This window comes from Flavobacterium sp. Sr18, from assembly GCF_011064265.1.
GTDB lineage: Bacteria > Bacteroidota > Bacteroidia > Flavobacteriales > Flavobacteriaceae > Flavobacterium > Flavobacterium petrolei.
On record NZ_CP049329.1, the window covers coordinates 1,030,754 to 1,053,831 of the forward strand.

The 23,078-nt window shown below is 35.0% G+C and carries 19 protein-coding genes and 1 pseudogene; 11 read left to right on the forward strand and 9 right to left on the reverse strand.

Annotated features, from left to right (window positions below):
* The first annotated feature begins 82 nt into the window (after positions 1 to 82).
* Positions 83 to 607 carry a hypothetical protein gene (locus tag G7A72_RS04630; protein WP_165151608.1) on the forward strand — a complete coding sequence of 175 codons (525 nt, stop codon included), beginning with the start codon at positions 83 to 85 and terminating at the stop codon, positions 605 to 607.
* Between the two features lie 58 nt (positions 608 to 665).
* Here G7A72_RS04630 and ltrA read toward each other — a convergent pair whose 3' ends face one another.
* From ltrA to G7A72_RS04650, 4 genes are all read right to left on the reverse strand, one after another.
* Positions 666 to 1,982, reverse strand: a complete 1,317-nt coding sequence (gene ltrA, locus G7A72_RS04635; RefSeq protein ID WP_165153633.1) for a group II intron reverse transcriptase/maturase — start codon at positions 1,980 to 1,982, stop codon at positions 666 to 668.
* 130 nt (positions 1,983 to 2,112) lie between these two features.
* Positions 2,113 to 2,928 carry an IS3 family transposase gene (locus tag G7A72_RS04640; protein WP_241258508.1) on the reverse strand — a complete coding sequence of 272 codons (816 nt, stop codon included), beginning with the start codon at positions 2,926 to 2,928 and terminating at the stop codon, positions 2,113 to 2,115.
* A 23-nt stretch (positions 2,929 to 2,951) separates the two neighbouring features.
* The gene (locus G7A72_RS04645; protein WP_165151468.1) at positions 2,952 to 3,230 is read right to left on the reverse strand and encodes a transposase; all 279 of its coding nucleotides are present in this window, start codon (positions 3,228 to 3,230) and stop codon (positions 2,952 to 2,954) included.
* A gap of 394 nt (positions 3,231 to 3,624) precedes the next feature.
* A complete protein-coding gene (locus G7A72_RS04650; RefSeq protein ID WP_165151610.1) occupies positions 3,625 to 3,765 on the reverse strand; it encodes a hypothetical protein in 141 nt (46 codons plus the stop codon).
* 264 nt (positions 3,766 to 4,029) lie between these two features.
* On the opposite strand from G7A72_RS04650, the gene G7A72_RS04655 reads away from it, so the two are divergent.
* The 8 genes and pseudogenes from G7A72_RS04655 (at position 4,030) to G7A72_RS04690 (ending at position 16,180) form a co-directional block, all read left to right on the forward strand.
* A complete protein-coding gene (locus tag G7A72_RS04655; RefSeq protein ID WP_165151611.1) occupies positions 4,030 to 4,788 on the forward strand; it encodes a hypothetical protein in 759 nt (252 codons plus the stop codon).
* Positions 4,789 to 6,346: 1,558 nt separating this feature from the next.
* Positions 6,347 to 8,122, forward strand: coding sequence for a long-chain fatty acid--CoA ligase (locus G7A72_RS04660; protein WP_165151612.1), 1,776 nt, complete (start codon positions 6,347 to 6,349; stop codon positions 8,120 to 8,122).
* Between the two features lie 21 nt (positions 8,123 to 8,143).
* Positions 8,144 to 9,196, forward strand: a complete 1,053-nt coding sequence (locus tag G7A72_RS04665) for a proline iminopeptidase-family hydrolase (protein WP_165151613.1) — start codon at positions 8,144 to 8,146, stop codon at positions 9,194 to 9,196.
* A gap of 505 nt (positions 9,197 to 9,701) precedes the next feature.
* Positions 9,702 to 10,211 (forward strand): MarR family winged helix-turn-helix transcriptional regulator, encoded by a 510-nt coding sequence (locus tag G7A72_RS04670; protein ID WP_113667110.1) that lies wholly within the window; start codon positions 9,702 to 9,704, stop codon positions 10,209 to 10,211.
* 42 nt (positions 10,212 to 10,253) lie between these two features.
* Entirely contained in the window at positions 10,254 to 12,644 is a 2,391-nt protein-coding gene (locus G7A72_RS04675; protein WP_165151614.1) for a 3-hydroxyacyl-CoA dehydrogenase/enoyl-CoA hydratase family protein, read from the forward strand.
* An 84-nt stretch (positions 12,645 to 12,728) separates the two neighbouring features.
* Positions 12,729 to 13,910 (forward strand): acetyl-CoA C-acyltransferase, encoded by a 1,182-nt coding sequence (locus G7A72_RS04680; protein ID WP_113667108.1) that lies wholly within the window; start codon positions 12,729 to 12,731, stop codon positions 13,908 to 13,910.
* 81 nt (positions 13,911 to 13,991) lie between these two features.
* Positions 13,992 to 14,357 (forward strand): annotated as a pseudogene (locus G7A72_RS04685) (four helix bundle protein).
* A gap of 32 nt (positions 14,358 to 14,389) precedes the next feature.
* Complete coding sequence (locus tag G7A72_RS04690) at positions 14,390 to 16,180, forward strand: acyl-CoA dehydrogenase family protein (protein WP_165151615.1); 1,791 nt, start codon at positions 14,390 to 14,392, stop codon at positions 16,178 to 16,180.
* 82 nt (positions 16,181 to 16,262) lie between these two features.
* Here the strand turns inward: G7A72_RS04690 and G7A72_RS04695 are convergent, their stop codons facing one another.
* Together G7A72_RS04695 and G7A72_RS04700 are read right to left on the reverse strand one after the other, a co-directional pair.
* Positions 16,263 to 16,691 carry an META domain-containing protein gene (locus G7A72_RS04695; RefSeq protein WP_165151616.1) on the reverse strand — a complete coding sequence of 143 codons (429 nt, stop codon included), beginning with the start codon at positions 16,689 to 16,691 and terminating at the stop codon, positions 16,263 to 16,265.
* A 135-nt stretch (positions 16,692 to 16,826) separates the two neighbouring features.
* Complete coding sequence (locus G7A72_RS04700; protein ID WP_113667106.1) at positions 16,827 to 17,744, reverse strand: YihY/virulence factor BrkB family protein; 918 nt, start codon at positions 17,742 to 17,744, stop codon at positions 16,827 to 16,829.
* A gap of 460 nt (positions 17,745 to 18,204) precedes the next feature.
* On the opposite strand from G7A72_RS04700, the gene G7A72_RS04705 reads away from it, so the two are divergent.
* Complete coding sequence (locus tag G7A72_RS04705; protein WP_241258604.1) at positions 18,205 to 18,819, forward strand: superoxide dismutase; 615 nt, start codon at positions 18,205 to 18,207, stop codon at positions 18,817 to 18,819.
* Between the two features lie 226 nt (positions 18,820 to 19,045).
* Positions 19,046 to 20,245, forward strand: a complete 1,200-nt coding sequence (locus tag G7A72_RS04710) for an LETM1-related biofilm-associated protein (RefSeq protein ID WP_165151619.1) — start codon at positions 19,046 to 19,048, stop codon at positions 20,243 to 20,245.
* Between the two features lie 45 nt (positions 20,246 to 20,290).
* Here G7A72_RS04710 and can read toward each other — a convergent pair whose 3' ends face one another.
* From can to G7A72_RS04725, 3 genes are all read right to left on the reverse strand, one after another.
* The gene (can, locus tag G7A72_RS04715) at positions 20,291 to 20,926 is read right to left on the reverse strand and encodes a carbonate dehydratase (RefSeq protein WP_113667103.1); all 636 of its coding nucleotides are present in this window, start codon (positions 20,924 to 20,926) and stop codon (positions 20,291 to 20,293) included.
* Positions 20,927 to 21,013: 87 nt separating this feature from the next.
* Positions 21,014 to 22,684, reverse strand: coding sequence for a SulP family inorganic anion transporter (locus G7A72_RS04720; RefSeq protein WP_165151621.1), 1,671 nt, complete (start codon positions 22,682 to 22,684; stop codon positions 21,014 to 21,016).
* Between the two features lie 87 nt (positions 22,685 to 22,771).
* Positions 22,772 to 23,053 carry a hypothetical protein gene (locus tag G7A72_RS04725; protein ID WP_165151622.1) on the reverse strand — a complete coding sequence of 94 codons (282 nt, stop codon included), beginning with the start codon at positions 23,051 to 23,053 and terminating at the stop codon, positions 22,772 to 22,774.
* Between the last annotated feature and the right edge of the window lie 25 nt (positions 23,054 to 23,078).

Consider the following 23,078-nt stretch of genomic DNA (forward strand, 5'->3'; position numbering starts at 1 on the left):
TTTATACTAGTATTTTGTTATATTTGATCATAAATACAACGGAGGTTTTTTCACAGACTGACGTTAGCCGTAATTTTAAAAGATGAAGGAATCAATGATTTACACTTATTGCAATTCAAATAAAAAAAAACACCTTGAATTAAGTTGTGAAAGTAGCAACTTGAAAAAAATCCATAATTATACTCTACGAAATAATGAAATACTAATAGAAATATTTACATGCTCAAAATGTGAAGGATTATGGAAAAAAATGACATTTAATAAATTAACTAAATGGTTAAAAGTTGGAGATGTCACTGTCAAACAAGAAGAATACATCCCGTTTGATTCTGTTGGATTTTATCCAATCGAGCATTTTGAAATTGAGGAAGCATACGATTATGATAATTCTATATTTTGTGGGAATCCGAAAGAAACTAAATTCTACAACGGATTAACCTGTTCTCCTAAAAATTTAATTTTAATCGATAAAATAAATGAAGATGAAGCTGGTGGATGGAATATAAAAACTGAAATATTTAAATGTTCAAAATGTGACACTAAATGGGAAATAATTACAGAGTATGATACTCATCATGGTTATCTTACGTCAGCCACAATAATTTAAAAAAAAACTACGGCTAATCGAGTAGACGGCTCCGCCAGAAACTGACGGAGTGCGCCTCTCACACCACCGTACGTTCGGGTCTCGTATACGGCGGTTCGCAAAGTGATGGGTTGAGTTCCATGTAAATCTCCAACATTGATTGATAGCCTTTCTTCTTGAGCCTTTGTAGGGTAATTGTAGTGGTTAAAATTGGACTTTGGGCGATTCGCCAGCCTCCTTTTCTGGTTCTGCTCCAAGCATAAGCATGGTCTTTGTCAATCCCTAATCGCATCAGGTTTTTCCTTTTGCGCTCGGGTTTCTTCCAATCCGTCCAAATGAAATAGCGCAGACGGTTGCGCAACCATCCGTCAATATCTCGTAACCTTCCTTGAATACTTGTCCCTCGAAAATAGTTTAGCCATCCTCGTTGGATTTCGTTGATTTTACGGATGCGTTCCTCGAAACTTTTGGGTGCGGTTTTGCGTGTCACTTCTTTTAAACTATGCTTGAGTTTTGCCCAAGCTTTGTCCCCTACCGTTAGTTGATACCTGCCTTTTACCCCTTTTTGATAGGTCGATGCAAACAAAAATCCCAATATCGTGAACTGAATGGGTTTTCTAATTCCGCTCTTTTCCAGATTAATAGTCAGTTTCAGCTTGTCTCTCAAAAACAGAAAGATAGTGTTACCAACCGTTTTGGCTTGGGTTTTCGATTTGGTGTAAATGCTAAAATCATCGGCATAACGGACAAACTTCAAGCCTTTTGTTGTCAGTTCTTTGTCCAATTCATGGAGCAAAATCTTTGACAAAAGCGGACTTATCGGACTCCCTTGCGGAACGCCTTTTCGTCGTTTGACCAGTTTTCCTTTGATGAGTATCGGCACTCGCAACCATTTGCGGATTAATCGCAAAGTTGTTGGACATTTTACCTTTTGGTAAATTAGGTTCATCAGCAAGCAATGGTCGACTTCATCAAAGAAGGTCTTTAGGTCAATATCTACAATGTAATTGTAGCCTTGGTGAATATTTCCCAAAGCTTTGCCTACCGCTTGGCGGGCGTTTTTGTTGGGTCGGAATCCGAAACTATTATCACTAAAATCTTTTTCGAATCTTGGCATCATCGCTTGCGATACGGCTTGTTGAAGCAGTCTGTCAACTACTGTTGGAATTCCTAAGAGACGGAACTTTCCGCCTCCTTTTGGAATTTCCACACCAAGAATAGGTTGCGGTAAGTAACGATAATTCTTAATATCCTCCAACAATGCAGACTTGTGTTCACGGAAATAATCCGCTAGTTGAGTGGTTTTTAGTCCATCAACGCCCGCACTGCCTTTGTTGACCACTACTTGACGTAGCGCCTTTTGGAGATTGTAAGGATGTGTTACTTGTGCAATTATGCTGTACCCATTTTTCAGACAGAAATCTCAACGATTTAAGATAGGTTTTTAGTTTTATATTCTATTATCTTGGTTAAAATCGGAGATAACTTTTGGCTGTTTTAAGAAGCCAAAAAAAGTTATTCTGATTTTATGCCACTTCTTTTTTGTAATAATTATTATAAGGCGTTCCATAATCTAGTGACTGATGAATTCGCCGTGTATTATAAAATTCAAAATAATCTTTGAGTCCTCTATAAAGGCTGATTCCATCAGTATATGCTTGTAAATATACATTCTCGTATTTGACTGTCCTCCATAATCTTTCTATAAAAATGTTGTCAATAGCTCTTCCTTTACCGTCCATAGAAATTTTTATTTCATTGTTTAATAGTACATTGGTGTGAACCTCACTGGTGTATTGACTTCCTTGATCTGTATTGAAAATTTCAGGCACACCATACTTTTGTATAGTTTCTTGCAAAATATCGGCACACCAATCGGCACTCATTGTATTGCTTACACTCCAGTTCAAAACAAATCTTGTATGCAAATCAATAATCGCAGTCAAGTACATAAATCCTTTTGCCATAGGAATATAGGTGATATCTGTTGCCCAAACCTGATTTTTATGGGTAATCTTCAAACCTTTGAGTAAATAAGGGTATTTCTTATGTTCTTTAGTACTCACTGTTGTTGTAGGTTCTCTATAAATGGTTTGCCAATTGATGATTTGCATCAATCGTTTTACCCGTTTGCGATTCACTTTAAAACCTAAATCCTTGAGCCAAAACGTCAGTTTCCTGCAGCCATAAAATGGAGTATTAAAATACTGTTGGTCTAATAATTGCATTATTTTTAAGTTCTCTAAACTTTCCTGTTTTGCTTTATAATAAAGACCGCCACGATGAATTTCTAATAAGCGACATTGTTTGACAATGCTCAATTTATTTTGGGTATCGACCATTTTCACTCGCTCACTGATCGATACTAACCCAGACTTTTTTTTAAAAAGTCATTCTCCAAAGTCAGCTGACCTATTCGAGCATAGAGTTTCTCTGTTGGAATTTCATCTTTGGCAACGAGCGTTTTTTCTGCAGAAAAAACCGCAGAAAGATTCCGTATCGCTTCGGACTTCCACATTGAAATTTGGTTGGGCAGCAACTCGTATTTTTTTGCTAATACCTCGATGGTATCTTTCTCTTTTAAGGCTTCCAAAACAACTTTGGCTTTGAAGTCTTTTCCGAAGGTTCTTCTTGTTCTTGACATATTAGTGCTAATTTAAGGTTTTTATTCCTATCTAAATTAGTCGGGATATATTGTCCGAATTTTGGGGGTCAGCATACAATCATGCTTGTTGTTTTACATTAAATTCTTCCTGTTCCGCTTTTCCAGGGCTATAACTTGCGTCATTCCGATGAAAATTGAGAACCACTTGCGTTGGGTCCTTCCTTGTTTGTGAGTCCTATACCTTTCTGTTGGCAACTCGTTGCCCCAAGTACTATGACTTCTGCTGACTTCTTTGCTTAACCAACTCGTGGTTGCAAAGACCTCCCTCGGTAAGCACTTCCTCTTTCCGTCTATCCCCGACGCATCTACTAACTAAACCTGTTGTCTAAAGGCTTTGCATTGCTGTGTACACTTACTTAATTTCATTAGCCTCTTATGCGCTAAACTCACGCTTTGTTATTGCTTTTTTTGTATTCGTGATACGCTTCACTTGATTGCGTTCCTCGGTATAAACTTTTGCCGTTTGACTTCCTTCAGCTTTTCTTGCAAAAGCTACAACTTTACTCGTTTCCATAGCCTGCCCCGTTTACACGGGATACTGCTCAAAAAACCGTAATAACGGATCTTGACCAAAATTTATTAAATTCTGGCTTTAATTCTGGGACTTTAAAAGCTTTTTAAAGACTATTTTAGTTTAATAATCATAAAGCGAATTTTATCAGAAAGAATTTTAATTGTAGTTTAAATCATATACATTTACTACTTGATTTACTAAATACAATTCGTTTGGACGTTTTTAGACGAACTGACTTTAGCGACCATTATAAAAATACACAGAATGAAATTCAGATTATTATTTTTACTAGTACTTGTTTCCAAAATTGGTTATTCTCAAAGTGAAAAACTTGACGACAATAAAACAAACAACATCAAAAATATTATAGCTTTATTCAAACAAAAAAACATTCACAAAATATCAAACATAATTTCTTTTCCTTTACGTAGAGAATATCCAATACCAAGCATTAATGACAAAAATGAATTTAAACAGCGGTTCAGTCAAGTTTTTGACCAAACTCTTGTAGACAAGATTGTTAATTCAAAAATTAAACAATGGTCAGAAGTTGGATGGAGAGGTATTATGTTGGACAATGGCATTGTATGGATAGAAAGTTATGAAGGTAAAATAACCGCAGTAAATTATCAGAGCACCTTTGAAAAAAAGTTACAAAAAGACTTGATTGCAAAGGAAAAAGAAAACTTGCATGTTTCATTAAAAACTTTTAATAGCCCAACATACAAAATAAAAACTAAAAATTATTTGATTAGAGTTGACGAACTATCTAATTCCAAATACAGATATGCTTCTTGGAAAATAAACAAAATAGAATCTTCAAAACCTGACATAATTTTAAACAATGGAGTATTAGAATTTGAAGGAAGTGGCGGAAATCATGTTATTACTTTTTCAAATGGAAACTACACATACAAAGTTTACAGAAATATTATTGGAGAAAAAAATGCTCCAGATATTACATTTGAAGTTGAAAAAGACGGAACAATAATTCTTACCGAAGACGGAACAATAATGCAATAATAACAGCGAACCGCTATCACATTCTTGGTAAGATTTTTTTTTGCTAAATTTAGAATTAGTTTTTAATTGTAAAATTCAGTTTTAAACTAAAAGTTTTGGTTTTCTTAATCCCCAACCTCGCCAAGCGCACGGATATAATAAGGTAATCTGGACATGCTCTTAGCAGTCATATAGAGTTTAGAGATAATCTTAATTGTAGCCTATAAAACAAGTTTGGAAATTTATGGTAAAGCTTTTAAAGAGAATAATTACGCTGCACTCCTAAATTGCGTTCAAAAATTTTACACTGTAATTTTATTTTTTTCTAAGCCACCATCTGCATCACTAATTTTTCATTCTAACATCTACTTACACAAAAAGCTTAATTAAGTACTTTGCACTATAATAGATTTCTGAGAATAAAATTTAACACTCTTCAAAAAAAATAGTAGAACCGCTGTGTTTAATTAACATAAATAAGCCAGAACTCATTGCAAATGAGTATCAAAAGAAATACTATTGTAGTAGCCCTGCATGCAAAATTTGCCATTTAGAAATAATGGAAGCTTTGAAATATCAGTTTTAAACCTATCAACTATAACTGACTTTATATTTTACAGCAGACAAATTACAGAAACCTATGCCAGATGTAGTGCTTCATAAAATCATAGGTAAGTTTTACGTAATTAACATTGGCAATATTTCACCTAAAAAATAGATATTTAAATACAAATGTGTTGTTTGTAACACTATGCCATGCTCCTAGATTTATTTGCTTAAAGCTGAATATAAAATAAGCCAATTAAAGTATTATAAATTTATTTTATGTAAATAATAAAAAACATTAATAAAAACTTATTATAAAAAAATACCACATTTGTAATTAGTTAATTAATAGGATCACTCAAATGATAAAAAATAATTTAAATGTTAATGAGTGGGTCAAAAAAATTGTTAATGGAATTGCAGTACGTACTTACGTATTAGAAATTTGCGCTGTATTATTTTCCTTTTCTAATATTTTGAATTAGTAAGCAAATACTAGAACCCAAGCGATAAAGACAGATGCCTATTGTGTTCGCTTAGCTTTTAACTAACCAAAAGTTGAGCGAAGCAATTCCTTTACGCTATTATCATAAAAAATTATTGATGAAAAGATAAATAGTTAACCAAATCATTATAAATTTATGTGGCAAAAAGTTATTTTTAGAGGATTAAATTATAAAAAAGTACTTCCATTTTACTATTTAAACAAGATGCTTGAAAAACTACTTCCATTAAACAATACAACTTATGCTGATGTTTGAAAAGTAAATCGTATATCATCCAAAAATGCCTTAAGAAAAGTTTAATTTAAACTTTTCACAAAACTTGAATTATCTAAAATTGCAAAAAAGGAGCACAATTACTTTAGAAAACAAATGCTTTTTTATCAGTAAAATCTATTTGACAATCCCTTAAAGAAAACGATTTCGTTGATAATCAACAATCCATTCAAAATTTTGCGATATAATTTCCAATTTTTAAAATTTATCCCTATTTTTTTTTTAATTTGCAAGCAAATCCAACATTATCCATAATGATAAATATCACCCGCCTCTTTGATTTCCCTTATTATCAGCAAGAAAAATACAATTCCATTCCGGATGCTTTAGTAAGCAAACAGAACGGTGTCTGGGTAAAAACCTCGACCCAGGAATACATAGCCAAAGCCAACGCCATTTCAAGAGCACTACTGCGATTAGGTGTTAATAAAGATGATAAAATTGCCATCATTTCCTCTAATAACAGAACCGAATGGAATATTATGGACATTGGTGTGCTGCAAACTGGCGCACAAACTGTTCCCATTTATCCGACTATTTCCGAAGAAGATTACGAATATATCCTGAATCATTCCGGTTCTATATATTGTTTTGTATCAGATGCTGAGGTTCTTCGAAAAGTAAACCTCATCAAACATAAAATTCCTACGCTTAAGGAAGTGTATTCCTTCAACGAAATTGAAGGTTGCACCAACTGGAATGATTTGTTAATTCTTGGTGTAGACACCGGAAACCAAGACGAAGTGGAACAACGCAAAAACAACGTAAAAACCGAAGATTTAGCGACTATCATTTATACTTCGGGAACAACAGGAAGACCAAAAGGCGTTATGCTTTCGCACAAAAATATTGTCTCTAATGTATTGGACAGTGCTTCTAGAATTCCATTTGAAGCCGGAAAAAGCCGTGCTTTAAGCTTCCTTCCTATTTGTCATATTTTCGAAAGAATGATTTTGTATTTATACCAATATTATGGTGTTTCCATTTATTTTGGAGAATCCATTGAAAAAATCAGTGACAACATCAAGGAAGTGAAACCAACAGTAATTACAGCTGTTCCAAGACTTTTAGAAAAAGTATATGATAAAATTTATGCCAAAGGAACCGAATTAACCGGCATCAAAAAGAAATTATTCTTTTGGGCGATTGACTTAGGTTTAATCTATGAGCCGTATGGCAAAAATGGATTTTGGTATGAGTTCCAACTTAAAATTGCGCGCAAACTGATTTTCAGCAAATGGAAAGAAGGTTTGGGCGGAAACCTCGATTTAATGGTTTCTGGAAGTGCTGCTTTGCAACCAAGATTAGCCCGCATTTTTGCCGCTGCCGAAATTCCGGTTATGGAAGGATACGGTTTGACTGAAACTTCTCCCGTAATCTCCGTAAATGACATTAGAAATGGTGGATTCAGAGTGGGAACTGTGGGTAAAGTAATCGACAATGTGCAAGTTATTATTGCTGAAGATGGCGAAATCCTCTGTAAAGGACCTAACGTAATGATGGGGTATTTCAAAGATGAAAAATTAACAAACGAAGTAATCACGGACGGATTTTTCCACACGGGAGATATTGGAATTTTTGACGAAGACGGATTCTTGAAAATCACCGATCGTAAAAAAGAAATGTTCAAAACCTCAGGAGGAAAATACATAGCGCCACAATTAATTGAAAATACGATGAAACAATCCCGTTTCATTGAACAAATCATGGTTATTGGTGACGGACAAAAAATGCCGGCAGCCTTTATTCAGCCAAGTTTTGATTTCATCAAAGAATGGGCCGTTATCCACCGAATCAACATTGGAAAAAGCAATGAAGAAATAATTGCCAACGAAAAAGTAATCGAAAGAATCCAGTTGGAAGTGGATAATCTGAATGAAAAATTTGGAAACTGGGAGAAAATAAAACGTTTTGAACTAACGCCGGATTTATGGTCTGTAGAAGGCGGACAGCTTACACCAACCCTGAAACTGAAACGAAAAATAGTAATGGAAAAATACATTGATTTATTCCATAAAATCTACAACTAGGCGTTACAAAACCATTCCGTTATGAAACTAAAAATCTTAATTTGCTCCGTTATCAGTGTGTTCTTTTTTTCTAATTGTCAGGAAAAACTAAAGGAAGATACTATCAAAGCAAATTATTTAGATTTCTCCAAACGGGACGACCAACTCACGGGCGGTATCAAAATGATTCCGATTCAAACACCAAAAGGTACGTTTAAAGTCTGGACCAAACGAGTGGGCAACAATCCTAAAATAAAAGTGTTGTTGCTGCACGGCGGTCCCGGTTTGACACATGAATTGTACGAGGCCTTTGACGGTTATTTCCCCAACGAAAGCATTGAATACATTTATTACGACCAGTTGGGCTCGTATTACAGCGACCAACCCAACGACAACAGTTTGTGGACCAATGACCGTTTTGTGGAGGAAGTCGAACAAGTACGCATCGCATTAGGATTAGACAATTCTAATTTTTACTTGATGGGACAATCTTGGGGCGGAATCCTAGCAATGGAATATGCTTTGAAATACCAAAAAAACCTGAAAGGCTTGATTATCTCGAATATGATGGCTAGCGCTCAGGAATATAATGCTTACGCAAAAGAAGTTCTGGCACCGCAAATGGATCCTAAAATCCTAAAGCAATTGCAGGATATCGAAAAAAATAATGATTTTGATAATCCAAAATACAGCGAATTACTGTTCAAACATTACTACACGGAACACATTTTGAGAAAGCCTCTCGAAGAATGGCCGGAATCCATCAACAGATGTTTCAAGCACATTAATCCTAATGTATATGTGTTTATGCAAGGCCACAGTGAATTTGGTATTACTGGAAATGCGACCCTTAAAAATTGGGATGTCAAAGCCAGACTAAAAACGTTGACCGTTCCTACATTGAGTATTGGTTCTAAATACGACACGATGGATCCCGAACACATGAAATGGATTGCGAACGAAGTCCAAAACGGACGTTTCTTGTTTTGTCCTAACGGAAGCCACCTTTCGCAATACGATGATCCAAAAACCTATTTTCCGGGCGTGATTACGTTTTTGAAAGATGTGGATAATGGGGAGTTTAGGAAGTCTTAGAAAAGATATTTACTATACAAAAAACCACGAATTGATTTTCGTGGTTTTTTTATACTTTTTTCATCTAAAATTAATCTAGCGACCTGACTAATTCTTTTGAGTTTAAATTCTTTTTCGATAGAACAATTAACGGTCAGGAACATCTATTGATAAATTATTCAAAATAATTATCGCCAATCTTGTCATGCTGACGATGGAAGCATCTCTTTAGCAGATCTTACGACTAAATCCCCAATCATTCTCCTTTGCAGGATTCGCGTAAGGGATGGAAGTGGCATCCTTTTATAAATCCCCATCCCGAGGCTTCGGGATTTATAAAAGATACAACGAACAGCCCGACCCGGAGGGATACGCCCAAAAAAAATTAATTACTCTTAAAAAACGGTATAATCTCCTCTATTTCAGCGGGGATTTTTTATATTTAATGCTTTTTAACAAAAAAATATTTTAATATATTATGCATGCATAGTATTTTTTATTATATTTGAAATCGATATAGTTACTTATGAAAGATAAAACGATAGATTATATTTTACGTGCCACCTGGCAAGCAGTGGCCAGAATGTATAATGAAGAAGCATCAAAATACGATGCTAGCATGGCTACTGGTTTCGCTTTATTGAGTATTGATAAGGAAGGTGGAACGCCATCGACCTCGTTAGGTCCAAAAATGGGAATGGAAGCTACGAGCCTGACCAGAACCCTGAAATCCATGGAGGAAAAAGGCTTAATCATTCGCAAGAAAAACCCTGTGGATGGCCGTGGGGTTTTGATTTACCTGACGGATTTTGGTAAAGAAAAAAGAGAATTGTCAAAAAATACCGTGTTGAAATTTAATGAAACGGTCAAACAAACTATTTCGGCAGAGAAACTTCAGCACTTTATAGAAGTTGCGGAAACCATCAATGAATTAATTCAAGACAAAAATATATTTACACATACGAGCGTCAGCGAACTGGCGGAACAAACTGAAAAAACAGAGAATGACACTGCTAAAATTGATTCCCATCAATAAAATAGCGCTGTTGTTTTCTAATGAAAATCAAATATTATTTATATGAAACGCACAATTAAAAAAGTTGCAGTAATTGGATCCGGAATTATGGGTTCAGGAATTGCCTGCCATTTTGCTAACATTGGAGTCGAAGTCCTATTATTAGACATTGTTCCAAGAGAACTTACCGAAGCGGAAGCTAAAAAAGGACTAACTTTAGAAAGCAAAATCGTTAGAAACCGATTGGTAAATGAGCATTTGGCCAATTCCCTGAAATCGAAACCCTCTCCTATTTACAGTCAGAAATTTGCAAGTAGAATCACAACTGGAAATACTACTGATGACATGGCGAAAATCGCTACTGTTGATTGGATTATTGAGGTTGTAGTGGAACGTTTGGACATCAAGAAAATGGTTTTTGAACAAATTGAAAAATTCAGAAAACCGGGAACTCTCGTAACTTCAAACACGTCTGGAATTCCAATTCACTTTATGAGTGAAGGAAGAAGCGACGATTTCCAAAAGCATTTCTGCGGGACACACTTTTTTAACCCTGCGCGTTATTTGAAATTATTCGAAATCATTCCTGGTCCACAAACAGCATCGGAAGTTTTGGATTTCCTAACTGATTATGGTTCAAAATTCTTAGGAAAAACTTCGGTCGTGGCCAAAGATACTCCGGCATTTATTGGTAATAGAATCGGGATTTACGGAATTCAGAGTTTGTTTCATTTGGTTAAAGAAATGGGATTGACGATTGAAGAAGTGGATAAATTGACTGGTCCAGTTATTGGAAGACCAAAATCAGCGACTTTCAGAACGGTTGACGTGGTTGGATTAGATACTTTGGTACACGTTGCCAACGGAATCTACGAAAACTGCCCAACTGACGAGCAACACGAGTTATTCAAATTACCAGGTTTCGTCAACAAAATGATGGAGAACAAATGGTTGGGGAGCAAAACAGGTCAAGGTTTTTATAAAAAAGTAGATAAGGATATTTTGTCTTTGGATTTAGATACTTTGGAATACCGTGCTGCTAAAAAAGCTTCTTTCGCCACTTTGGAACTGACAAAAACAATTGATAAACCAATTGACCGTTTTAAAGTTTTGGTAAAAGGAAAAGACAAAGCAGGAGAATTTTACAGAAAAAGTTTTTCTGGAATGTTTGCTTATGTTTCCAACAGAATTCCTGAAATATCAGACGAATTATACAAGATTGACGATGCAATGAAAGCCGGTTTTGGATGGGAAAATGGCCCTTTCGAAATTTGGGATGCCATCGGTGTCGAAAAAGGAATCGAAATCATGAAAGCGGAAGGTCTTGAACCAGCTGCTTGGGTTACTGAAATGTTAGCTTCGGGAAGTACTAGTTTTTATTCTATAAAAGAAGGAGCCACTTTTTTCTACAATATCCCTACAAAATCACAAACTAAAGTTCCAGGTCAGGATTCATTTATTATCCTGAACAACATTCGCGAAAGCAAAAAAGTGTGGAGCAATAGCGGTGCTATTATACAAGATTTAGGAGACGGAATTTTGAATTTAGAATTCCAATCTAAAATGAATACGATTGGCGGCGATGTTTTACAAGCTATCAATAAAGCGATTGACTTATCTGAAAAAGAATATCAAGGATTGGTTATTGGAAATCAAGCAGCGAATTTCTCTGTGGGTGCCAATATCGGAATGATTTTCATGATGGCAGTCGAGCAAGAATACGATGAGTTGAATATGGCGATCAAAATGTTCCAGGACACGATGATGCGCGTACGTTACTCCGGAATTCCAGTTGTGGTTGCGCCACACGGAATGACTTTTGGCGGTGGATGCGAAATGAGTTTGCATGCTGACAAAGTTGTTGCTGCAGCAGAAACGTATATGGGATTGGTAGAATTTGGTGTTGGGGTAATTCCCGGCGGTGGAGGATCGAAAGAAATGGCATTGCGTGCAGCAGATTTATTCCATAAAAATGATGTGGAGTTGAATGTATTGCAAGAATATTTCTTGACAATCGCTATGGCAAAAGTGTCTACTTCTGGTTACGAAGCTTTTGATACCGGACTTTTACAACAAGGAAAAGATATCATTGTGGTAAACAAAGACCGTCAGATTGCGGAAGCGAAGAAACATGCATTACTTATGGCCGAAGCGGGTTACACACAACCAATTCGCAGAAGCGATGTGAAAGTTCTTGGAAAACAAGCTTTGGGAATGTTCTTGGTAGGAACGGACCAAATGGAAGCTGGAAAATACATCTCGGAACACGACAAGAAAATTGCTAATAAACTAGCGTATGTTATGGCTGGTGGTGATTTATCTGAACCAACTTTAGTAACTGAACAATATTTATTGGATTTGGAACGTGAAGCTTTCTTGTCTTTGTGTACCGAAAGAAAAACATTGGAGAGAATCCAGTTTATGTTAACCAAAGGGAAACCGCTACGTAATTAGAAAATAGAACAAAGAGAATAGAGTATAGATTTAAAATATTCTATTTTCTATTCTCTATATTCTCAACTCTTAAAAAGAAAAAAAATGAAAACAGCCTATATAGTAAAAGCATACAGAACAGCCGTGGGGAAAGCTCCAAAAGGCGTGTTTAGATTTAAACGTCCTGATGAATTGGCGGCAGAAACGATTCAGTTTATGATGAATGAGTTGCCTGATTTTGACAAAAAACGTATTGACGACGTAATGGTGGGAAATGCGATGCCGGAAGCAGAACAAGGACTAAACGTGGGACGATTAATTTCCTTGATGGGATTGAAAATCGAAGATGTTCCGGGTGTAACCGTAAATCGTTACTGTGCGTCAGGATTAGAAACTATTGGTATGGCTACAGCCAAAATCCAATCTGGAATGGCGGATTGTATTATTGCCGGTGGTGCTGAAAGCATGAGTTTTATTCCGATGGGAGGTTACAAACCAACTCCGGATTATGCTGTTGCAAAGGCAGGTAACGAAGATTACTATTGGGGAATGGGATTGACTGCGGAAGCGGTTGCCAAACAATTCAATGTATCTCGTGCCGACCAAGATGAGTTTGCGTACCAATCGCACATGAAAGCCTTGAAAGCGCAAGCTGAAGGCAAATTTGACAAACAAATTGTTCCTATTACTGTTGAACAAACGTTTATCAATGAAAATGGTAAAAAAGAAACAAAATCGTATATCGTAAATAAAGATGAAGGTCCTAGAGCAGGAACTTCTGTAGAAGCTTTGGCAGGTTTAAGACCGGTTTTTGAAGCGAACGGAAGCGTAACTGCAGGAAACTCTTCTCAAATGAGTGATGGAGCAGCATTTGTTCTAATCATGAGCGAAGAAATGGTAAAAGAATTGAACCTTACTCCTATTGCCCGTTTGGTAAACTTCGCATCAGCTGGAGTTGAACCAAGAATAATGGGAATTGGACCAGTAAAAGCAATTCCAAAAGCCTTGAAACAAGCTGGATTAACGTTGAATGATATTGATTTAATTGAGTTAAACGAAGCGTTCGCCTCACAAGCACTAGCAGTAACGAGAGAACTAAACCTAAATCCTGATATTATCAATGTCAATGGTGGAGCGATTGCATTAGGTCACCCACTGGGTTGTACCGGAGCTAAACTTTCTGTTCAATTATTTGATGAGATGCAACGCAGAGGAAGCAAATACGGAATTGTGAGTATGTGTGTAGGAACTGGGCAAGGAAGTGCTGGGATTTATGAGTTGCTTTAAAATTATTTTATAAAGGAAGAAAGAAACTAGAAGCAAGACTTTAAGATATAATTTTAGCAGAAATTAGAATTAAAAAGACAAATGAGACACAATTTCAAGAATTTGAAGATTTGGAATTTAGCAATGGATATCACCAATGATATTTATAAACTTACTTCTATATTTCCAAAATCTGAAATATATGGTCTAGTTAGTCAAATGAATAGGCGTTCAGTTTAGATGCCTTCAAATATTGCAGAGGGTTCGAATAGAGGGGATAAACATTTTCAGCATTATTTAAATATCAGTTTGGGTTCATCATTTGAATTACAAACTCAATTGCTAATAGCTAATCAAAATGCTTATCTATCAAAAGAAAAAACAGACGAAATAGAAAATAAAATAATTGAATTTCAAAAGATGACAACAGGTTTCATTAATAAGTTAGACAACAATCTTTCTTCTTGATTCTTTCATCTTTTATCTAAAAAAAAAAAAAAATGAGCGACGTAACCAGAGGAGGTCAATTCCTAGTAAAAGAAACAAAATGCGAAGATATCTTCACTCCAGAAGATTTTTCGGAAGAGCAATTAATGATGCGTGACTCTGTAAAAGAGTTTGTAGACAAAGAATTATGGGCACATAAAGATCGTTTTGAGAAAAAAGATTATGCCTATACCGAAGAAACCATGAGAAAAGCAGGAGACTTAGGACTTTTAGGAGTTGCAGTTCCTGAGGCTTATGGCGGATTAGGAATGGGATTTGTTTCCACAATGTTGGTTTGTGATTATATTTCGGGAGCAACGGGTTCGTTCTCGACTGCTTTTGGAGCACATACCGGAATTGGAACGATGCCAATCACTTTATACGGAACAGAAGAACAAAAACAAAAATACGTTCCTAAATTAGCTTCTGGCGAATGGTTTGGTGCCTATTGTTTGACAGAACCAGGTGCAGGATCGGATGCTAATTCCGGAAAAACGAAAGCCGTTTTATCAGAAGATGGAACACATTACAAAATCACAGGACAAAAAATGTGGATTTCAAATGCAGGATTTTGTTCTTTGTTTATCGTTTTCGCCCGTATTGGCGATGACAAAAATATTACTGGTTTTATTCTTGAAAACACTCCAGATAACGGAATTTCAATGGGTGAAGAAGAGCATAAATTAGGAATTCGTGCGTCTTCTACACGTCAGGTTTTCTTCAACGAAACGAAAGTTCCTGTTGAAAACATGTTGTCTGAAAGAGGAAACGGTTTCAAAATTGCCATGAACGCTTTAAACGTAGGTCGTATCAAATTAGCTGCTGCTTGTTTGGATGCACAAAGGAGAGTGATTACAGGTTCAGTGAAATATGCAAATGAAAGAATCCAATTCAATACTGCGATTTCTCAATTTGGTGCTATTCGTGCAAAACTAGCAGAAATGGCTACTAGTTGTTATGCTGGAGAAAGTGCTTCTTATAGAGCTGCAAAAGATATTGAAGATCGTATTATTGCTCGTGAAGCAGAAGGAGTTTCTCATCAAGAAGCAGAATTAAAAGGAGTTGAGGAATATGCAATCGAGTGTTCAATCTTAAAAGTAGCGGTTTCTGAAGATGTACAAAACTGTGCCGATGAAGGAATTCAAATCTTTGGTGGAATGGGATTCTCAGAAGATACTCCTATGGAGAGTGCTTGGAGAGATGCGCGTATAGCACGTATTTACGAAGGTACAAACGAAATCAACAGAATGCTTTCTGTAGGAATGTTGATCAAAAAAGCGATGAAAGGTCATGTTGATTTATTAGGACCTGCAATGAAAGTTTCTGAAGAATTAATGGGAATTCCATCTTTTGACACACCTGACTATTCTGAATTATTTGCTGAGGAAAAAGAAATCGTTAGAAATTTGAAAAAATCATTCTTGATGGTTGCCGGAAGTGCTGTTCAAAAATTTGGCGCAGACTTAGACGCTCACCAACAATTATTGATGGCAGCTTCAGATATGTTAATCGAAGTATATATGGCGGAAAGTACCATCTTGCGTACTGAAAAATTGGCTAAAAAAGAAGGAGAAGATAAAGTACAAGAGCAAATTGCAATGGCAAAATTGTATTTATACAAAGCGGTAGATATTGTGAATCAAAAAGGAAAAGAAAGCATTATCTCTTTTGCCGAAGGCGATGAACAGCGTATGATGCTTATGGGATTACGTCGTTTTACAAAATACACGAACATGCCAAATGTAGTGGCATTGAGAGAAACAATTACAGCAAAATTAGTAGCTGAAAATGAATATTGTTTCTAATAAAAATTAGTTTTTAGTTTTTTTTTAACCGCCTTGTTCCTGAAAACAAGGCGGTTTTTTTATTTCTACAAAAGTCTATGATCTATTTTTTCTCAAAACGCATCATTACAATGTCTCCCATTATAAAATTCAGCGTTTTTCCATCTTCAGAAACAGAATAAGAATCTATTTTTTGAAGGGTATTCATGTAAACATTCTCCCCTTCTCCCGGACAAAACATTTTAGTTACCATCATCGGTTCTTTGAAACTAATTTTACTACCATCAATATTTAATTTCCCTGAATAGCTATTACAACTGTTACGTCCGGATACAGTTGTCTCTTCTAAGTTGAAAGTGATGGATGGTTTTTTATCTGGATACAATCCTGCGAAAGCTATTCTTGGTCCTGTGATATAATTTAACTCCCAACTTCCTTCAATAGAAGAAGTTTTACTCGATACTGATTTCACCGAATTACAAGAAACAAATGCTAGAGAAAGGACGGCTAATGCCAAAATTATTTTTTTCATAAAATCATCTTTAATATTTATACTTCTATAATAGAACAATAACATTGCCAGTTTACGGAGAAAAAAAAATAACATCAAAATAAGTATTCTTTTAAAAACTCAAACACTGTCAAATATTAAAAAATCGGCACTCTTTTATTTCTTTTTAATTTCAGTCACTTCAACTTTAATCCCCACGGCATAAGCATTTGGAATAATTTTTTTTCCATGTGAATTAGCGTATACTTTAGTAAATTCGGCTCCAAAATATAAGATTATAGCTGAATAATACACCCAAATTAAAATAATGATTACGGATCCAGCGGCACCGTAAACAGTAGCAACGGTAGAGCTTCCTAAATAAAAACCAATAGCAAATTTACCAAACATAAAGAAAAACGATGTAAAACTGGAACCAATTAAAGCGTCTTTCCAAGCGATATTTCCGTCTGGTAAGGTTTTAAAAATGATGGCAAATAACATGGTTGTCGTAGCAAATAATATCAAGATATTGAAAATATAAAATATGTAAACCGTGGTGTCCGGGAAATAAATAAGCAATCGTGCATTGATAACATCCATTACCGTATTCACCATCAAACTGACCATTAATAAAAAACCAACAGACGCAATCATGGAAAATGACATCAATCTGTTTTTAATAAATTTCATAATTCCTTTATTGGGCTTTGCTTTTAGACCCCAAATATAATTGATGGAACTTTGTATTTCAGCAAACACACCTGAAGCACCTATAAGTAACATTATACCTCCAAAAATGGCCGCAAAAGTGTTGCTATTAGACAATTCAATATTTTTTATGGTTTCCTGAATTTGAATCGCAGCTTCATTACCTACCATTCCATTGATTTGACCAAAAAAACGTCCTGTGACAGCTTCACTTCCAAAGAAAAAACTAAAAATCGACATAATAATAATCAATAAAGGCGGCAACGAAAATATGGTATAGTACGATAATGATGCACTCAATTTTATTGCATTATCATCATCAAATTCCTGATACGTGCGTTTTAATAAATCCCAACTTATAACTGCTATTTCTTTCTTCTTCATCTTAACAATGCTCTTTTATATTCATATACAACATCAAATTTAGACCTATCATTTTACCTGAATTCAAAAGCGAAGATGATACGCGGAAATCCTTTGTACTTTCATTCAAAATTACAAAGATTATTTTTATCAATTTGAACTGAATTTTACATAATTCCCATCCTTTCAAGTTGAGAAAAATACATTTTAAACAAAAAAATGAAACCAAACTTTAAGTCTTTATTAACCCATCTCTATCTTTAAATGTCTAATTTTATAGAAATATTAATACCTCTTTTAGGATAAATTTATCATTATGGAAAATAATAATACACGAAGAAATTTTTTAAAACAAACAGCCATACTTTCAACAGGGACTATTATTGGGTCTAGTTTATTTAATTCTGCTTTCGCTAATGAAACAGAATTAAAAATTGAAAATAAAAATTCAGCTTCCGAAATAATTAATGCGGCGGCAGGAATTTACAGTCTACCAAAGTTAGCATACGCCTACGACGCATTAGAGCCACATATTGATAAAGCCACCATGGAAATTCACCATGGAAAACACCATCAAGCGTATGTTACAAACTTGAATAAAGCCCTTGAAACACTGGATGAAAAACTAGTTGATGATTCGAAATCCTTAGAAAGTATTTTTGAAAAAATGTCTAAATTTCCAGAATCTATCCGAAACAATGGTGGTGGACATTACAACCATAGTCTTTTCTGGACATTATTGAAACCTAATGGCGGCGGAAGTCCAAAAGGAAAATTGGCAGAAGCTATAACTAGTGCCTTTGGTACTTTTGATGAATTCAAAAAACAGTTTAGTGATGCGTCTATGAAACGATTTGGTTCCGGATGGGCTTGGTTAGTGGTACAAGATGGAAAATTAGTCATTGGTTCAACGGCAAACCAAGATAATCCGCTGATGCGATTAAGAGGAAAAGGACTAAAAGGGAAACCCGTTTTAGCATTGGATGTTTGGGAACACGCATATTATCTTAAAAATCAAAACCGAAGAGCAGATTATATTGCTTCTTTTTGGAATGTTGTCAATTGGGATGAAGCAGAAAAATTATTCAATTCATAAAAAACACATTAAAAAAAGCCCTGAATTATACATCTATATTTCAGGGTTTTTACTTTTAAAAAACGACAATACACCCTGATAAATTCCTAAGATTATCCACTATAAATTATTCCTATTCAAATTCTAAAAAAAACAGCATCAATTAAACGTAATATCTGTGTTAAACTAAAAACACCCTTTAAAACTATCGCAAAAAAGTATAGCTTTGTACCTTCAAAATAAAGCAATGATTAACCCTTCAGCATCCGGTTGGATAGATAAATTTTTTATTGAACAAAAATTTTCAAAAGATACTGTTTCTAAAACTACTGATATTTTTTATCAAAAAGTGAGAGATACAGGGTTTATTTATGGACATATAATTGCTTTTGAAACCGCAACCCCTATACAAACGAAAGGTTGGTTTAAAGAAGAGATTTCAAAAGTTGCACTTTTGAACACTTTATATCACGTTTTTTGTTTGACTAATGAAGATATTAGTCCCGAGAATTTTATCAAACAAGGAAATGCTTTTTACAATCAAATGAATCCTCAAGGTTTTAATTTGTTTAAAAAAATTCTTCCGAAAAACTCTCCTGCTTTAACTTTAGAAAAAATCATTGACGAACGTGTACAGACTAATGACAGCATCATCAGTAAAAGTTTCTCTCATCTGGTGACAAACGCATTATTATTTATTGACGTGCTTGCTTTTAGGCAATATTTGATTCACGGTGAAATTCCCGAAAAATATCTAAAAAAGATTGAAGAAACGGTCGTTAATATTGTAACACTTGCGCTAAAAATCAAGTCAAGAAAATCACAATATGATGATTTGTTAATCAAACTTTTTGAGGCTTCCATTCGCTACAGCAAATTCTCTAAAGTTTCTGTTCAAAGTTTAGAAACACTACATTTAGATTACTTTACAAATGAATTGGAAAAATATTATTTGATAGACATTGCCGGAATGGCTTTGTGGAGCGATGGAAAAGTAGAAAATGACGAGAGGTATTTTTTGCATTCGCTAGCTGAAATTGTATCGGTTCCAGATTCTTTCGTTGATGAAAGTACCAATAGTACCAATGAATTTATTACCAAGTACAAAAAAGAAATTCCTTATTTCAATTACTCAAATCCTGTCAAACATTTTTATGATCAAACCACACAAAGCGTGGTTACACTTATTGGCAGGAACAAAAACCGATTGATTAAGGAAATTGTCCAAAGTAAAGAATTGATGGTGCTGCTTGCCTACTCCACCCGAAGAGATTTGGACGAAAAAGAAAAGAAAAAAGTCAAAAAACAATTACTGGAAATCTGTAAAACCATTCCGTCACTAACCATTTTTCTGCTTCCTGGCGGTAGTTTATTGTTGCCTATTTTAATCAAATTCATACCTACGCTATTGCCTTCTGCTTTTAATGAAAATCTGGATACCGAATAAAAAAAAAATCCGCTTAAAAGCGGATTTTATACTATAATTCTTTGATTAAAATTTTAACTGGTAAACCGCATCCAAATCTTTTTCGGAACTGATGTTAACCTCTAAATCTGTTACAAACCCCGAATTAAGTCCATAAGCCCATCCGTGTAAAGTCAAATCTTGACCGTTTCTCCAAGCTGCCTGAACGATTGATGTTTTAGCTAAATCAAAAACCTGTTCTTTTACATTCAATTCTACAAAAGTATTAAAACGATCTGTTTCATCCTCAATTGAATCTAAATAAGCACTATGCAAACGATATACATCTTTGATGTGACGAATCCAGTTATCAATAATACCAATAGAATCATTGCCCATTGCTGCTTTAACACCACCACAACCATAATGTCCGCAAACTAAAACGTGTTTTACTTTCAATACATTCACGGCATAATCCAAAACACTCAACATATTCATGTCAGAGTGAACGACCATATTAGCAATGTTTCTGTGTACAAAAACTTCACCTGGTTTTGCTCCGACAATTTCATTAGCAGGAACACGACTATCCGAACACCCAATCCATAATAATGGCGGTGTTTGACCTTTGGCAAGATCTTGGAAATAATTAGGGTCACTTGCTAAGGAAGTTTCCACCCATTTTTTATTATTTTCTAATATTTTTTTATAAAAATCGCTCATAATTTTTGTTTAATTATTATTTTAATACAAACGTTCTGTGACTGTACTACAATGTAAAGGAACTATTTTTCAACTTGAATTCCTTACTTAGTTGCCATTATCTTGTTTAAGAAATTCTACGTCGGTGATTTCTTTTTTAACCATAACTCTTTTAGCCGCATCATAATAGTGCTCAATGGAAACATGATTCTGAGTTTCAATACTATTTTCCAGATGATAGGCTTTTTTAAATCCTTTTAATTTTACCTTAATGTTGTTGTCTAACGCTCTTGTAGTTTTAAACTCGTAGATTAAATCCAAAATATCATGTGCAATGTAAACCGTATCTTTTGCATCAATGATCACTTTTGAATTCTCCGGAAGATGATTCAACGTTTGTTTAATGGCTGCTTTATTCAAAAAAGATACTTCTTGAGCCAAATCAATGTGAATCACATCACCATCGGCATATTGTTCTTTTCTAAAAAAGTAAGCTCTCTTGAGATTTCCCTTTAAAACAAAAATAATACTGATGATAATCCCCAAGGTGACACCTTTCAATAAATCTAAAAATACTACAGCTAGTAATGTGGCAATAAAAGGCACAAACTGATATTTCCCTTTTTCCCAAAAATGTATAAATGTTGCCGGTTTTGCTAATTTATACCCTACCAAAATTAAGATAGCTGCCAAAGTAGCCAAAGGAATTTTGTTCAGAATCGCTGGAATAGCAAGTACACTTACTAATAACAATGATCCGTGAATAATAGTCGACAGTTTAGATTTTGCCCCCGAATTGCTGTTCGCAGAGGAACGCACAATCACTGATGTCAATGGTAAACCACCTAAAAGTGAACTCACCATATTACCAATTCCTTGCGCTTTTAATTCCATATTCGTGTCAGTGTACCGTTTTTGTACATCCATTCGATCGGCAGCTTCTATACTCAATAATGTCTCAATAGACGCTACAATTGCTATGGTCAATGCAACCACCCATACTTTAGGATTCATTACTCCAGAAAGATTTGGCGTAACAATAATTGCTTTAAATTCCTCGAAAGAAGATGGAACCGGTAGCGAAACTAAATGTTCTTTTCCTATAGTTAATGCACTTCCGCTAGCCATGAAAATCTCATTTAAAATAACACCCAAAGCCACCGCAATTAAAGCTCCTGGAACTAATTTTAATTTTTTCAAAAAAGGAACTTTGTCCCAAGAAATCAAAATAACCATAGAAACTACTGTGATTACAATTGAGCCAATTTGAATGTAATCAAAAATACTAAACAGCGTAGAAAAGGTGTTGCTGCCATCCGTTTGTGAAAACGCTTGATCTCCTTCAAAATCATTATCATACCCAAAAGCGTGTGGCAATTGCTTCAGAATAATGATAATTCCGATACCTGCCAGCATTCCCTCAATAACATTCGTTGGAAAATAATTAGAAATACTTCCGGCCTTGGCAAATCCTAATATTAATTGTACCATACCTGCAATGAAAACCGCAGTCAAAAAAATGTCAAAAGCACCTAAATCCGTGATTGCCGTAAGAACAATAGCTGTTAAACCCGCAGCTGGACCGGATACGCTTATATGTGAAGTACTTAAATATCCTACTACTATTCCTCCTACAATTCCTGAAATAATTCCTGAAAACAAGGGAGCTCCTGAAGCCATTGCAATACCTAAACACAATGGTAGCGCCACCAAAAAAACCACTAAACCAGATGCGAAATCGGATTTAAGGTTAGCAAAAAGATTAATTTTTTTTGACATAATACCTAACTAAAATTGAATACAGCGTTTTTTTCGCAGAAAGTAATGCGAGGAAAGATTTTGAAATAATTCAAAATCATACTTGTATTAAACCTCGTTGGGCGGGGGAATAAATATCGAGGACGTGATCTTATCTTGCTTTGATAGATTTTCAGATAGAATGGCGCTAGAAGATAATTTTATTGGAACAATAACTTCTGAAAAATAATCGGTATAAAGAAAAGCCTTGATTTCTTTAAGCGCATGTTCTTCTTCTGAGATGCCATAGAAAATAGATATATCAGCGCTTTTCTCAATCACAGTAACAATTGTTGGCGTGACAAGAAATGCGAAAAATATGATTAAAAATATTTTAGATATAATTTTCATTGTCGCAAAAATAGAATTAAGTTCA

Excerpts from the sequence above, each read along its gene's own strand:
- G7A72_RS04665 (WP_165151613.1), top strand. The coding sequence starts at position 8,144 with ATGAAACTAAAAATCTTAATTTGCTCCGTTATCAGTGTGTTCTTTTTT.
- G7A72_RS04670 (WP_113667110.1), top strand. The coding sequence starts at position 9,702 with ATGAAAGATAAAACGATAGATTATATTTTACGTGCCACCTGGCAAGCA.
- G7A72_RS04640 (WP_241258508.1), bottom strand. The coding sequence starts at position 2,928 with ATGGTCGATACCCAAAATAAATTGAGCATTGTCAAACAATGTCGCTTA.
- G7A72_RS04645 (WP_165151468.1), bottom strand. The coding sequence starts at position 3,230 with ATGTCAAGAACAAGAAGAACCTTCGGAAAAGACTTCAAAGCCAAAGTT.
- G7A72_RS04655 (WP_165151611.1), top strand. The coding sequence starts at position 4,030 with ATGAAATTCAGATTATTATTTTTACTAGTACTTGTTTCCAAAATTGGT.
- G7A72_RS04660 (WP_165151612.1), top strand. The coding sequence starts at position 6,347 with ATGATAAATATCACCCGCCTCTTTGATTTCCCTTATTATCAGCAAGAA.
- G7A72_RS04680 (WP_113667108.1), top strand. The coding sequence starts at position 12,729 with ATGAAAACAGCCTATATAGTAAAAGCATACAGAACAGCCGTGGGGAAA.
- G7A72_RS04710 (WP_165151619.1), top strand. The coding sequence starts at position 19,046 with ATGATTAACCCTTCAGCATCCGGTTGGATAGATAAATTTTTTATTGAA.
- G7A72_RS04675 (WP_165151614.1), top strand. The coding sequence starts at position 10,254 with ATGAAACGCACAATTAAAAAAGTTGCAGTAATTGGATCCGGAATTATG.
- G7A72_RS04700 (WP_113667106.1), bottom strand. The coding sequence starts at position 17,744 with ATGAAGAAGAAAGAAATAGCAGTTATAAGTTGGGATTTATTAAAACGC.
- can (WP_113667103.1), bottom strand. The coding sequence starts at position 20,926 with ATGAGCGATTTTTATAAAAAAATATTAGAAAATAATAAAAAATGGGTG.
- G7A72_RS04695 (WP_165151616.1), bottom strand. The coding sequence starts at position 16,691 with ATGAAAAAAATAATTTTGGCATTAGCCGTCCTTTCTCTAGCATTTGTT.
- G7A72_RS04650 (WP_165151610.1), bottom strand. The coding sequence starts at position 3,765 with ATGGAAACGAGTAAAGTTGTAGCTTTTGCAAGAAAAGCTGAAGGAAGT.
- G7A72_RS04690 (WP_165151615.1), top strand. The coding sequence starts at position 14,390 with ATGAGCGACGTAACCAGAGGAGGTCAATTCCTAGTAAAAGAAACAAAA.
- G7A72_RS04720 (WP_165151621.1), bottom strand. The coding sequence starts at position 22,684 with ATGTCAAAAAAAATTAATCTTTTTGCTAACCTTAAATCCGATTTCGCA.
- G7A72_RS04725 (WP_165151622.1), bottom strand. The coding sequence starts at position 23,053 with ATGAAAATTATATCTAAAATATTTTTAATCATATTTTTCGCATTTCTT.
- G7A72_RS04630 (WP_165151608.1), top strand. The coding sequence starts at position 83 with ATGAAGGAATCAATGATTTACACTTATTGCAATTCAAATAAAAAAAAA.